Origin of the sequence: Citrobacter sp. Cm038 (assembly GCF_030333105.1) — a bacterium.
GTDB classification, from domain to species: Bacteria; Pseudomonadota; Gammaproteobacteria; order Enterobacterales; family Enterobacteriaceae; genus Citrobacter; species Citrobacter murliniae.
In genome coordinates this window covers 91,563-103,669 of sequence record NZ_JAOWGO010000024.1, presented here as the reverse complement: position 1 = coordinate 103,669, position 12,107 = coordinate 91,563, and the positions used below count along the sequence as shown (strand labels likewise).

General features: G+C 52.5%; 11 protein-coding genes. 4 read left to right on the top strand and 7 right to left on the bottom strand.

Going from position 1 to position 12,107, the window contains the following annotated elements:
• Positions 1-116 precede the first annotated feature (116 nt).
• Both OGY01_RS17845 and OGY01_RS17840 read left to right on the top strand, forming a co-directional pair.
• Positions 117-365 (top strand): ribbon-helix-helix domain-containing protein, encoded by a 249-nt coding sequence (locus tag OGY01_RS17845; RefSeq protein WP_048223351.1) that lies wholly within the window; start codon positions 117-119, stop codon positions 363-365.
• Positions 365-739: a type II toxin-antitoxin system VapC family toxin gene (locus OGY01_RS17840; RefSeq protein WP_048223353.1), complete on the top strand. Its 375-nt coding sequence runs from the start codon at positions 365-367 to the stop codon at positions 737-739. Before OGY01_RS17845 ends, OGY01_RS17840 begins: the two co-directional genes overlap by 1 nt.
• A gap of 36 nt (positions 740-775) precedes the next feature.
• Here the strand turns inward: OGY01_RS17840 and fdhE are convergent, their stop codons facing one another.
• From fdhE to fdnG, 4 genes are read right to left on the bottom strand one after another with little or no spacing between them, the layout of a single operon-like run.
• Positions 776-1,705, bottom strand: a complete 930-nt coding sequence (gene fdhE / locus OGY01_RS17835) for a formate dehydrogenase accessory protein FdhE (RefSeq protein ID WP_045449235.1) — start codon at positions 1,703-1,705, stop codon at positions 776-778.
• Positions 1,702-2,337, bottom strand: coding sequence for a formate dehydrogenase cytochrome b556 subunit (gene fdoI / locus OGY01_RS17830; protein ID WP_286493462.1), 636 nt, complete (start codon positions 2,335-2,337; stop codon positions 1,702-1,704). The genes fdhE and fdoI overlap by 4 nt, the downstream gene beginning before the upstream one ends.
• Positions 2,334-3,236 (bottom strand): formate dehydrogenase O subunit beta, encoded by a 903-nt coding sequence (fdoH, locus tag OGY01_RS17825; RefSeq protein ID WP_045449238.1) that lies wholly within the window; start codon positions 3,234-3,236, stop codon positions 2,334-2,336. The genes fdoI and fdoH overlap by 4 nt, the downstream gene beginning before the upstream one ends.
• 12 nt (positions 3,237-3,248) lie before the next feature.
• Positions 3,249-6,299: a formate dehydrogenase-N subunit alpha gene (gene fdnG, locus OGY01_RS17820; protein WP_144243092.1), complete on the bottom strand. Its 3,051-nt coding sequence runs from the start codon at positions 6,297-6,299 to the stop codon at positions 3,249-3,251.
• Positions 6,300-6,492: 193 nt separating this feature from the next.
• Here fdnG and fdhD point away from each other — a divergent pair, with 193 nt between their 5' ends.
• Positions 6,493-7,329: a formate dehydrogenase accessory sulfurtransferase FdhD gene (gene fdhD, locus OGY01_RS17815; RefSeq protein ID WP_045449242.1), complete on the top strand. Its 837-nt coding sequence runs from the start codon at positions 6,493-6,495 to the stop codon at positions 7,327-7,329.
• Between the two features lie 128 nt (positions 7,330-7,457).
• A complete protein-coding gene (locus OGY01_RS17810; RefSeq protein WP_045449244.1) occupies positions 7,458-7,670 on the top strand; it encodes a YdgH/BhsA/McbA-like domain containing protein in 213 nt (70 codons plus the stop codon).
• A 54-nt stretch (positions 7,671-7,724) separates the two neighbouring features.
• Here OGY01_RS17810 and OGY01_RS17805 read toward each other — a convergent pair whose 3' ends face one another.
• The 3 genes from OGY01_RS17805 to OGY01_RS17795 all read right to left on the bottom strand — a co-directional run bounded on the left by OGY01_RS17805 (position 7,725) and on the right by OGY01_RS17795 (position 12,106).
• Positions 7,725-9,470: a putative frv operon regulatory protein gene (locus tag OGY01_RS17805; RefSeq protein WP_045449245.1), complete on the bottom strand. Its 1,746-nt coding sequence runs from the start codon at positions 9,468-9,470 to the stop codon at positions 7,725-7,727.
• A gap of 82 nt (positions 9,471-9,552) precedes the next feature.
• Positions 9,553-10,665 (bottom strand): aminopeptidase, encoded by a 1,113-nt coding sequence (locus OGY01_RS17800; RefSeq protein WP_200012960.1) that lies wholly within the window; start codon positions 10,663-10,665, stop codon positions 9,553-9,555.
• Positions 10,655-12,106, bottom strand: a complete 1,452-nt coding sequence (locus OGY01_RS17795) for a PTS fructose-like transporter subunit IIBC (protein ID WP_045449249.1) — start codon at positions 12,104-12,106, stop codon at positions 10,655-10,657. Before OGY01_RS17795 ends, OGY01_RS17800 begins: the two co-directional genes overlap by 11 nt.
• Between the last annotated feature and the right edge of the window lies 1 nt (position 12,107).

Here is a 12,107-nt window from a genome sequence, read left to right as displayed (position 1 = left end):
GATTCTGGAAAGCGGCTCGCAAAAGTAAATTAACCACTCGCAGAGCTCTTCTCTTTAGAATTTACCGGGTATAAATTGCTCGTGTTTTAATCTTGAGTGATATACTGGAGATATATATGAGCGTGATGGTTGGACTTGGTATGGGCCGAATTTTACTCGATTTATCAGATGAAGTGATTAAACGACTGGACGATCTCAAAGTGCAGCGCAATCTTCCCCGCGCGGAACTGTTGCGAGAGGCTGTTGAGCAATATCTGGAAAGACAGGAGCAGGCAGAAACCACGATTTCTAGCGCACTTGGCTTATGGCAGGGCTGTGAAGAAGACGGTGTGGAATACCAGCGCAAACTGCGTGAGGAGTGGTAATGGCTAATGGATCGGCACTTTTTGACACCAATATTTTAATCGACTTATTCAGCGGGCGGTGCGAAGCAAAACAAGCGTTAGATGCATGGCCGCCGCAGAATGCGATTAGCCTTATTACCTGGATGGAAGTGATGGTTGGTGCCAAAAAGTACAATCAGGAGCACCGCACGCGCGTTGCGATGAGCGCATTTAATGTTATCGGTGTATCGCAGGAAATTGCCGAGCGAAGTGTTGCTTTGCGCCAGGAGTATGGAATGAAACTTCCGGATGCCATTATTCTGGCGACAGCGCAGGTTCATCGCCTTGAACTGGTCACGCGTAACACCAGGGACTTTGCCGGAATACCGGGCGTGACGACGCCATACGAATGGTAACTTGGGCGACTTACGCCGCCCGGTACAACAGAGAATTTACTCTCCCTCTCCCGGAAACAGGAACGGGTTGATGGAACTGCGGGCAAAACCCTCTTGTTCCATGTGCGCGTCCAGCATCAGTGAGGCGAGGTCGTCGGCAACAGCTTCTACTTTAGGGTCTTTTTCCTGATATAAAATCTTCAGGTAAGTTCCGCAGTCGCCACAGCTTTCAGCTTTAATAGCTGACTGCTCGTTATCCAGTGACCAGTAGTTCAAATCACGGCTTTGCTCGCAGTTGCTGCACTTCACGCGCACGACGTGCCACTCGGTTTCACACAAGTTGCAGTGCAGATAGCGCAGCCCCTGAGTGGTACCAATTTGCACCATACTGGAAACTGGCATCGAACCGCACACTGGGCAGAACTGGCGTTGTTCACCGTATTCTGCACGCGCTTTTCCGGGGATCAGGCTTGCCATTTGTGCCCAGTAGAGTGACAGAGCGGCCCAGATGAACGGCGCTTTATCGCTGCTGACAGACGCAAAATCAGAAGCAAACAGCGCACTGGCCATCAGTTCCAGCTCTTGCTCTGAGGCTTTTTCCAGATTCTCGATCACTGCTAAAGCTGGACCGCTCATTTCCGGTTTCAGCTCAGCAATTAACGATTGCAGCAGCTTTTGCCAGTGCTTATCGCGTGGAAGGACGTGGATATCCAGCGGCGGCTTGCCCTGATCGTTTGCTTCTTTGATGCGTGCGGTCAGGTCTATCTGCAGCGGATGGTCGTACAGCACCACTTCCTGTGCATGGGCGATCAGCGCGGCAAAGCGCAGGTAATCACCCAGCGGGTTGTTTTCAGCCAGCTCGCGCAGACGTTCAGCACGGCGGTTATACAAATTTTTGAGCCTGGGGAATAATAACGGCGGAATCATATCCGCCGTGCGTTTATCGCTCTTCTCCAGCTCATCTTGCGGGATTATGCGAATACTCATTCAGATGACTTTTCCTGTTTCTGGCGGACTTCACGGTACCAGCGTGGGTGATGTTTCTTCGCCCATGAATTGGTGACCCATCCTTCCACCATCGCGGTAATGGTGCCTTTCACCCAAAGGGCGGCGTAAATGTGCACCATGATAACCACAATTAACGCTACTGCGGCAAATGAATGCAGCATTAACGCGAATCGGATCACCGGGATTGAGAAAGCAGGCGCAAAATATGGACGCCAGATGACCACTCCACTCACCAGCAACAGGACCAGGAAGATAATCGCCGCCCAGAATACGCATTTCTGGCCGAAGTTATAACGTCCCGTGTCACCTACTTCCTCGTTGACGACGATCTTACGAATATTCTTCGCCCAAAAGATATCATCCCGATTGATTAGATTGTGGTGCCAGTAACGGAAAAACATGATGATAAACGAGGCAAACATGATCACACCGACAAACGGGTGCAGAATTCGCGCCAGTTGTGGAGTGCCCATAATTTGCATCAGCCAGTTAAAAGACGGGAAGAGAAAGCCCATCCCGCTCACTGCCGCCAGGATGAAACAGAAGGCGGTGATCCAGTGGTTGATGCGTTCCGGCGCCGTGTAGCGCACGATGGTGTCACGTCGTTTCATTTGCGCACCTCGTCTTTTTCTTCATGCAGATTGTCTTCTTCCTCTTCCGCACGGTTCGGACCGACACCGACGTAATGGAAGATACTGGCCGCAAATGTCGCTGCAAAGCCGACGGCTGCGAGGGGTTTCCAGATGCCTTTCCAGAACTTCACGGTGGCGCTGATTTCCGGGTTCTCCGGCAGGCCGTGATACAGATTCGGCTTGTCGGCGTGGTGCAATACATACATTACGTGCGTACCGCCAACACCCGCTGGATCGTACAGACCCGCATTGTCGTAACCACGAGTTTTCAGCTCCGCCACGCGCTCGCCTGCCAGCGTTTTCATCGACTCTTTGGTACCGAAATGAATCGCGCCGGTTGGGCAGGTTTTCACGCAGGCCGGTTCTTGCCCGACCACGACACGGTCAACGCACAGCGTACATTTATAGACGCGGTTATCGTCCGGGTTGAGTCGTGGCACGTCGAACGGGCAGCCCGCGATGCAGTAACCGCAGCCAATACACTGCTCGGACTGGAAGTCGACGATACCGTTGGCATACTGAATGATTGCGCCTTCAGCCGGACATGCCTTCAGGCAGCCCGGATCGGCGCAGTGCATACAGCCATCCTTACGGATAAGCCATTCGAGTTTGTCGTCTTGTTCCACTTCCGAGAAACGCATCACCGTCCAGGATTTGGCGGTTAAATCAGCCGGGTTGTCATATACCCCAACGTTGTTACCCACTTCATCACGGATATCGTTCCATTCCGAACACGCCACCTGACATGCTTTACAGCCGATGCAGGTGGTGACGTCGATAAGCTTTGCCACCTCTTCCTGATGGTCCCGCGCCTGAGGCGCGGGCGTGAAACCGTTAGTGGCGGAACGACGAATGATGTCTTGCGATTGATAAGCCATAGGTCGTCTCCGTTACACCTTTTCCACGTTCACGAGGAAGGACTTAAATTCCGGTGTCTGCGTGTTCGCATCACCGACGAATGGCGTTAACGTATTAGCGATAAAGCCTTTTTTCGCCACGCCTTCGTAGCCCCAGTGAATAGGAATACCGATAGTGTCGATATCCTGACCGTTTGCCTTCAGCGTGCGAATGCGTTTTGTCACCACTGCTTTGGCTTTAATGTAGCCGCGGTTAGAGGAGACTTTGACAGTATCGCCGTGGGATATACCGAGCTTATTCGCCAGCTTCTCACCAATTTCTACAAACTGTTCTGGCTGGGCGATGGCGTTCAGCAGCGCATGTTTGGTCCAGTAGTGGAAGTGCTCAGTCAGGCGATACGTTGTCCCGACGTACGGGAACTTATCTGCTTTCCCCAGTGCTTCTTCGTCGCCTTTAAAGATACGGGCGGCAGGGTTAGAGATAACGTTCGGGTGCAGCGGGTTAGTCCCCAGTGGGGTTTCAAACGGCTCGTAGTGTTCCGGGAATGGGCCTTCTGCCATTTTATCGATAGCAAACAGACGTCCCATACCTTCGGGCTGCATGATAAACGGTCCGACATTGCTGCCAGGTGCGGCGGCGCTGTAGTCCGGAATATCCATCCCGCTCCATTTCGCCCCATCCCATTTCAGGATCTGGCGCTTCGGATCCCACGGGTTACCCTGTGGGTCAGCGGAGGCACGGTTATACAGAATGCGCCGGTTGAGCGGCCATGCCCATGCCCAGCCCAGCGTATTGCCAAGGCCCGACGGGTCGGCGTTATCGCGACGCGCCATCTGGTTGCCTTCCGGCGTCCAGCTTCCGGCGAAAATCCAGCAACCGCTGGAGGTCGTACCGTCATCGCGCAACTGGGCAAACGAGCTAAGCTGTTGGCCTTTCTTGACGATAACCGCGCCGGTAGCCGGATCGGTGATGTCGGCCAACGCTTTACCGTTACTCTCCATCGCCACTTCTTCCGAAGCCGGTTCATGTGGTGTGGAGTAGTTCCAGGTCATACTCAGCACCTGTTCCGGGTTTGCGCCGCCCTGTTCGGCGTACATTTTACGCAGACGCAGGAAGATACCGGCGAGGATTTCACCGTCAGTGGCGGCAATCCCTGGGGCATCCGCACCTTTCCAGTGCCATTGCAGCCAGCGACCAGAGTTAACGATAGAACCGTTTTCTTCCGCGAAGCAGGTGGACGGCAGGCGGAAAACTTCAGTCTGGATTTTCGAGGGATCAACATCGTTTGACTCACCGTGGTTTTGCCAGAAGGTGGACGTTTCGGTGTTGAGCGGATCGATAGTTACCAGGAACTTCAGTTTCGACAGTGAAGCCACGACCTTGTTTTTGTTAGGGAATGAGGCAACCGGGTTGAAGCCCTGGCAGATGTAGCCATTCACTTTGCCCTGGTTCATCATCTCGAAGTACTGCAGAACGTCATACCCTTTGTCCCACTTCGGCAGCCAATCGAAGCCCCAGCTGTTTTCCGCTGTCGCTTTATCGCCAAAGAAGGCCTTCATCATCGAAACGAAGAATTTCGGGTAGTTGCCCCAGTAGTTTACCTGACCTTCCAGCAACGGTTTTGGTGTGTTAGCAGCAAGGTAGGTTTGCAGGTCGGTTTGTTTTTCGCTTGGCAGCGTCATATAGCCTGGCAGGCTTTGTGACAGCAAACCTAAGTCAGTCAGCCCCTGAATGTTGGAGTGACCACGCAGGGCGTTAACACCGCCGCCAGCCATACCCATATTGCCAAGCAGCAACTGGATCATCGCCATGGTACGAATGTTCTGCGCACCAACGGAGTGTTGTGTCCAGCCCAGCGCGTACAGGAACGAGGCGGTTTTATCTTTCACGCTGGTTTCAGCGATATATTCGCAGACTTTCAGGAAGTCGGCTTTCGGCGTACCGCAGATGTTTTCTACGACGTCCGGCGTGTAGCGGGAAACGTGTGTTTTCAGCAGGTTCCAGACACAGCGCGGATGTTGCAGGGTGACATCGCGTTTGGCGAAGCCTTTTTCATCCAGCTCGTAGTTCCAACTGGTTTTATCATACTTGCGTTTATCCGCGTCATAGCCGGTGAACAGGCCATCTTCGAAGCCATAATCTTCACGCACAATCAGGCTGGCGTTGGTATAGGCCTCGGTGTATTCGCGGTTAAATTTTTCGTTATTCAGCAGGTACAGCAAAACGCCTGACAGGAATGCAATGTCAGTACCAGAACGAATTGGGGCATAAAAATCAGCCACCGCAGCAGTTCGCGTAAAGCGCGGATCGATCACAATCAGCTTCGCGCCGTTGTGAATTTTGGCTTCCATCGCCCAGCGGAATCCGACCGGGTGAGCTTCAGCGGCGTTACCGCCCATCACCACGATAAGGTTGGCATTTTTGATGTCGACCCAGTGGTTGGTCATCGCACCGCGACCAAATGTTGGAGCAAGACTTGCTACCGTTGGTCCGTGTCAGACACGCGCCTGGTTGTCGACCGCGAGCATACCGAGCGCGCGAGAGAATTTTTGCGTTAAGTACCCGGTTTCATTACTGGAAGCGGAAGCACACAGCATCCCGGTTGAAAGCCAGCGGTTAACGGTAACGCCTTCGGCGTTCTGCGCAACGTAGTTTGCGTCGCGGTCTTCTTTCATCAGTTTAGCGATGCGGTCAAATGCCTCATCCCAACTGATTTGTTGCCATTTATCGGAGCCAGGCGCGCGGTATTCCGGGAATTTGAGGCGGCTTTCGGAATGGATAAAATCCACCAGACCGGCCCCTTTAGGGCAAAGCGCACCACGGTTGACCGGATGGTCCGGATCACCCTCGATATGGAAGATGGATGCTTTGGCGTTTTTTGCTCCGTCACCGAGACTGTACATTAACAGTCCACAGCCAACGGAACAGTAAGTGCAGGTGTTACGGGTTTCGCGGGTGCGCAGCAATTTATATTGCCGTGTTTCCGCTAGCGCTACGCCGGGTGCAAAGCCCAGTGCCGCTGCCGTGGTGCCTGCCATACCGCCAGCGCAGATCTTAAAGAACTGCCTTCTGCTGACCTGCATGGTTCGCTCCTTGTTTCGACATTGTCACGTTCCCTTCGTTTTTTGTAACGCGAACGCGAGGGAAGTGGTTGTTATTTTTCTTTGCGGACGGGACCGCAAAGGTCCAGAATTGGGTGAATTTCCCTCCGTCCAGGAGGGGTTTGTAAAGAATACCACAATGTTGGTATGTGTGTTCCAATATGGTTAAAAGAAAGTGAATAAGATTATTCAAGAAAACAACCAAAATGTGACGACTGTTACGGGATCACGTCAGTTGACCCTCTGGAAACGTGAGGATTTGCAACATCCTCAGCCGGATGAGGTGGCTGAAGAAGTGCCTGTTGCGCTGGTTTACAACGGGATTTCACACGTGGTGATGATGGCATCACCGAAAGATCTTGAGCATTTCGCGCTGGGCTTTTCGCTTTCTGAAGGCATTATTGAGAGCCCACAGGATATCTTCGGGATGGAAGTGGTTCCTTCCTGTAACGGACTTGAGGTGCAGGTTGAACTCTCCAGCCGCCGTTTTATGGGGTTGAAGGAGCGTCGTCGCGCACTGGCAGGTCGCACTGGCTGCGGCGTTTGCGGCGTGGAACAACTCAATGACATTGGTAAGCCGGTCCAGCCTCTGCCGTTTACGCAGACATTTGATCTGGCGGACCTCGATCGCGCATTAACGCATCTGAATGATTTCCAGCCCGTAGGTCAACGTACTGGCTGCACGCATGCGGCGGCCTGGGTACAGCCGTCGGGGATTCTGGCGGGCGGGCATGAAGATGTTGGCCGCCATGTTGCACTGGATAAATTACTGGGGCGGCGCGCAATCGAAGGGGAAAGTTGGCAGCAGGGGGCGGTATTAGTTTCCAGTCGTGCCAGCTATGAGATGGTGCAGAAGTCAGCGATGTGTGGTGTTGAGATCCTGTTCGCTGTTTCTGCGGCTACGACGCTCGCCGTTGAAGTTGCCGAACGTTGTAACCTGACGCTGGTGGGTTTTTGCAAACCGGGTAGGGCGACAATTTATACGCACCCACAGCGTCTGATTGCTGAATGATATAAATTCAAAAAAATTGAACAAGACTGGCAAATCCTTCCGCTTTTAGTTGTGTGATGTGAGGGCTATTATTTATCACATCAAGGCACGGTGCCTTATTCAAACAACTAAGTTAAAGGGTTTATATCATGAAAAGCATCAAAACTTTTGTCGCAGTTATCGCTCTCGCTACTTCATTCGGTTCTTTCGCTGCTCAATCAGTTACTGCAACCGGTTCTACACTGGACAGCGCTGAAGCAAAAATCGCTGCACAGGCTGAACGTGCAGGTGCCAGCGATTATAAAATTACTCAGGCATACACCGGTAACCGCGTGCATATGACCGCTGAACTGCTGAAATAATATTGCAGACCATTGTTGAAAGAGCGCCTCAGGGCGCTTTTTTCATTTCTGTGGTTACTCTTTTAGTAGCGAGATAAATGCTTCATAGCCAGTTAATTCGATAATGTCTTCGGCTGGATGGCGGTACAGCACGCTGGCCAGATAACTGAAGATTTTTAATTCATGCCGTGCGTCGGCGGCGGCACATGCGATAAGGACATGGCTGACCGGTTCGTTGTTAACCTGCACCGAATGGGTGAGAGTAATAAAAAAACCGCGAAAGCGGCGTTCCTGCTCACTCCAGCAATGGGGGATCGCCAGCCGGTTGACAATCAGATTTTCACCTTCGCTCTCACGAGCGCAGATATGCCGCGCTTCATCATCAGTCATATGTTCTTGCGTCACGAGCTGTGCGCAAATTTTCACAATAATGCTCCGCCAGCTTTCGTCCGGTGTATTCGGATAATGAAAGCTACCCGCCGCTGAAAAAAAACGCTCCGGCTGCTGGCGAATAAAGGCCGTGGCAAGAAAGTTTTTGATCTGCTCTGTTCCTGCCGAGGTAATGATGCTTTTAATGGTGATGACATTTTTTACTGAATCATCAAGTAAATAATGGCTGTTATTGATGATCAGTAACGGTTTTACTTCCTGGAAAATTGCATTCAGTTCGCCAGGCGTACGCGCAATGATTACCCGGCAATTTAATACATCCCGTTCAATGGCTTGCTGGTTAATCGTGGCAATCGCATTTTGGTCAGATAACAACATAATGGGCTGACGCTCATTTTGATGCCGTTCCAGTGCGCAGGCAAAATACAGCCCGGTCAGATCACTATCAAAAAGTGGAGTATTTAACTGCTCACGCAGCAGGGCAATAAAACGCAAACTCATATCGAAGGCGGCTGGCCAGACTGCTTTTAGATTGTTCATGCTGCTCTGGCGATGTTCAGGTATCCAGACAGGTGCTGCAACACATCTCAGTAAGTGTCCGGTGATGTTATCAACCAACTGGCTATCGATAATGTTGAGTGAGGTGGTGCCCGGTAACTTTTGTAGCACTGAAATTATAGCACCGGGGGTTATCGCCGCGGCTTGCTGTTGCTGCATTTCCAGCAACCCACTCAGCGTTCTGAATGCGTTATCTCCCAGGTAGATCCCACTCTGTTCCACGGTATTTTTCAGCGACGTATGCCGACATTCGGGCCAGCAGGCGGTGAGCTGATTGCGCAAGGCATAGACCGCCAGTACCAGGCTGGCGAGGTATTCACCTGATATCAGGGGGAGTTCATCGAGGCCTTCACATGCAACGTTGAGCCGTTCAATATTGTCATGTGTGAGGCCTGGTAGCGGGATCAGGAACATGTCTTTTTTGAACAAGTTCGCCAGCAGAATAATACGTTTTTCTTCCGGCTCATCAATGAAGTGCCCCACGCCCGGACGGCTGGAAATGCTAAATGTGCGCTCATAGCGTTGCTTCAGGCGCGGTAATCTGTCGGCCACCCAGGTCTCGGGTAAGTTTAACGCAGACGCCAGCTGCAGGCGGGTCGTGAAGGTGTTCAGTAATAGAAACGCCAGCAACCGGTCATCATTATCATGTCGTTGCAGAAGCTGGAAGTAGCTACGTCTGTCAACAATATCCAACTGATATCCCGCGCTGCCACCTGGCTGGATACGCGCTTTGCCGCTCAGAGTAAAATTAAGGTAATCAATATCACGCAGGATGGTTCTGCCCGAAACGCCAGTTTGTCGTGCCAGCTCGCTAAGCGGGCTGGCCTGCTGTTCCAGAATGTCCACGATCTTTAACTGGCGGTCGTTCAACATATACATTTCCTCTTTCAGGCTGCTTCTGCGTTGGCCGTATTCATTCACCCCGGTTACGTACTACCTGTACGCTCCTGTGGATTCATTCATTTGCCGCTTTGATGTAACCCGAACGAGTTCGTGTATCGATATCCTGGCGAAAGTGGGTAAACTCTTCGACCTTCTCTGCAGTCAGTGAACACAACAGTTCTCGCACCAGCGTAAACAGGGCGTCATAGTCTGTTGCAGAAATCATGCCGCTGTTGGCGTGCAGATAGCGGGTGGGCAGGCACAATGCCGCGACGGGGCGACCGCCGCCCATCACGTTGTAGCGACCGCCGTCCGTTGCGCCGGTTTTCATGGTGCAAAATTGCAACGGGGCACCACTGCTTTCCGCGCTCTCTTTTAACGCGGCGACCAACTTCTGGTTAGGGAAATAGCGTTTATCAAACAGCATCAGGCCTGGCCCATCACCCAGTTTCAGCGGGTATTTGATGCTGTCGATTCCCGGCACGTCGCCCGCGACGGCGGTATCGAGCACGATCACCACGTCAGGTTTAATGTGCTCGGCTGAGGTTTGCGCTCCGCGCAGCCCAACTTCTTCCTCCACGCTGCCGACGCCGTACAGGGTAATTTCAGGGTTATCCACCGTCTGCAACAGCTCCGCCATCAGAGCGCAACCGACGCGATTATCCAGCGCTTTACCCACTATTTTATCTTCACCCCAACGAGCGAAATTCGCCTCCGGGCTGATGAAATCACCGACGGCGATGCCCTGTTTTTCCACCTGCTCACGACTTTTCGCACCAATATCAATGAACATTTCGTCAAAGTTCAGTGGTTGTTGTTTCTGCTTTTCCGTTAAAGCATGGGGCGCTACGGAGCCAATGAGGCCAGGAATTTTACATCCTTCGCGGGTGCGAATGGTTACCCGATGGTTGAGCATCGACTGGTTCCACCAGCCACCAATAGTGGTAAAACGCAGAAAACCGCTAGCGTCGATATGCGTCACCATAAAACCGACTTCATCCATATGGCCGACGATTGCAACTTTCGGTCCCCGATGTCCTTTGCGGGCGACAAAACTACCCAGACCGTCAAAGGTAATTTCATCCACGCAGGACTCTAGCGAATTGATGAGGATGGTGCGCACTTCCTGCTCATCGCCGCTGACGGCACTGGCCTCGCATAACTGCTGAAGTAATTCATTGTTCATGTGCAAGCTCCTGCTGCGCGGCCTTAGCTTTCCGTTTGAGCCACAGTCCTTTAAGGATGATGATTAACGCAATGTTCAGTGCCAGACCGATTGCCAGCACCAGATAAAACGACCCAACCGGCGACATCAGGCCGATCAGCGGATCAAAGATACCTAATCCCGGCGCCAGCCGTTTGATTCCGAAGGCGATTACCAGCATGCCAGTAATACCGCCAGAGAGCGTATTGGCAGTGATCATCGGTAACGGTGCGGCCAGCGCGTAAGGGATTGCGGGTTCAGTCGCAACCGTTGCGCCTACCACAATCGCACTACTGGCGGCGGCCTTCTCCTGTTGAGTAAACAGTTTAGGCGCCAGATATGTAGCGATACCCGCTGCGACGGGGGGCATCAGTGCCACTACACCGACGATGGCGTACCAGTCGTAGATCTGTTTTTCCAGGAGTGAGAAGCAGAAGAACCATGCAGTTTTGTTGATTGGTCCGCCCATGTCGAATGCCAGCATCGCTCCGACAAGAAAGGCTGCACCCATTTTCATTGATGGGGGAATAGTGTTCAGGAAGTGCAGTAATCCGCTCATGATGTCGGACATCACCGGGCCAATGACATACCAGGTCAATACCCCAAACACCAGCAGAGTCACGAATGGGATCAACATTGAGCCGAGCAGCGGCTGGAGCGCTTTGCCGAGGCGTACTTTGCGAAACCACAGCACGAAATAGCCGACCGCCAGTCCCAGCACCACCGCGCCGAGAAAACCCGCACCAGACTGGGTGCCCAGCAATCCTTTATCGTTCGCCAGATAGCAAACCAGAAATGCCGGAGCGAAAGCGGGTTTATCAGCAATCGACCATGCGATGTATGCGCCCATAATCGGGATCATAAAGGTGAAGCCGAGATAGCCGATAGACTCGACTACCCAGGTAAACGACGGCGCACCTTTCGACATATCGGTATACGGTAAACCGAGCTGCACCAGCATATTGGCGAGCGCAACCAGAATACCGCCGCCAATAACAAACGGCAGCGCGGCGGAAACTCCCGCCATCAGATGACTCATCACACTGCCTTGCTGAACATCCTGTTTACCTAATTTCATGCCGCTATCTGTTGTAAACAGCTGCGAATGTGAAGGAAGTTGCGTGAATATCTGATCGATATTTTTCAGCGCCTGGGAAATAGCGATCTCATACACTTTCTTCCCGGAGAACCGAACCCGATCTTCGGCGCTTAATCCGCGTCCCGTTGCCAGAATCACGTAGTCCGCAGCGGCTATTTCTTCGCTGGTCAGGCGGTTTTCGACGCCGCTTGAACCTTGAGTTTCGACTTTAATCGTATGGCCAAGTGACTGCGCTTTCTGTTCCAGCGCTTCTGCCACCATGTAGGTGTGGGCGATTCCCGCAGGACAGTTGGTGATCGCCACTAAACGTAAGGATGACTCCATA

Coding starts and splice junctions, on each gene's coding strand:
- OGY01_RS17845 (WP_048223351.1), top strand. CDS start 117: ATGAGCGTGATGGTTGGACTTGGTATGGGCCGAATTTTACTCGATTTA.
- OGY01_RS17840 (WP_048223353.1), top strand. CDS start 365: ATGGCTAATGGATCGGCACTTTTTGACACCAATATTTTAATCGACTTA.
- fdhE (WP_045449235.1), bottom strand. CDS start 1,705: ATGAGTATTCGCATAATCCCGCAAGATGAGCTGGAGAAGAGCGATAAA.
- fdoI (WP_286493462.1), bottom strand. CDS start 2,337: ATGAAACGACGTGACACCATCGTGCGCTACACGGCGCCGGAACGCATC.
- fdoH (WP_045449238.1), bottom strand. CDS start 3,236: ATGGCTTATCAATCGCAAGACATCATTCGTCGTTCCGCCACTAACGGT.
- OGY01_RS17810 (WP_045449244.1), top strand. CDS start 7,458: ATGAAAAGCATCAAAACTTTTGTCGCAGTTATCGCTCTCGCTACTTCA.
- OGY01_RS17805 (WP_045449245.1), bottom strand. CDS start 9,470: ATGTTGAACGACCGCCAGTTAAAGATCGTGGACATTCTGGAACAGCAG.
- OGY01_RS17800 (WP_200012960.1), bottom strand. CDS start 10,665: ATGAACAATGAATTACTTCAGCAGTTATGCGAGGCCAGTGCCGTCAGC.
- OGY01_RS17795 (WP_045449249.1), bottom strand. CDS start 12,106: ATGGAGTCATCCTTACGTTTAGTGGCGATCACCAACTGTCCTGCGGGA.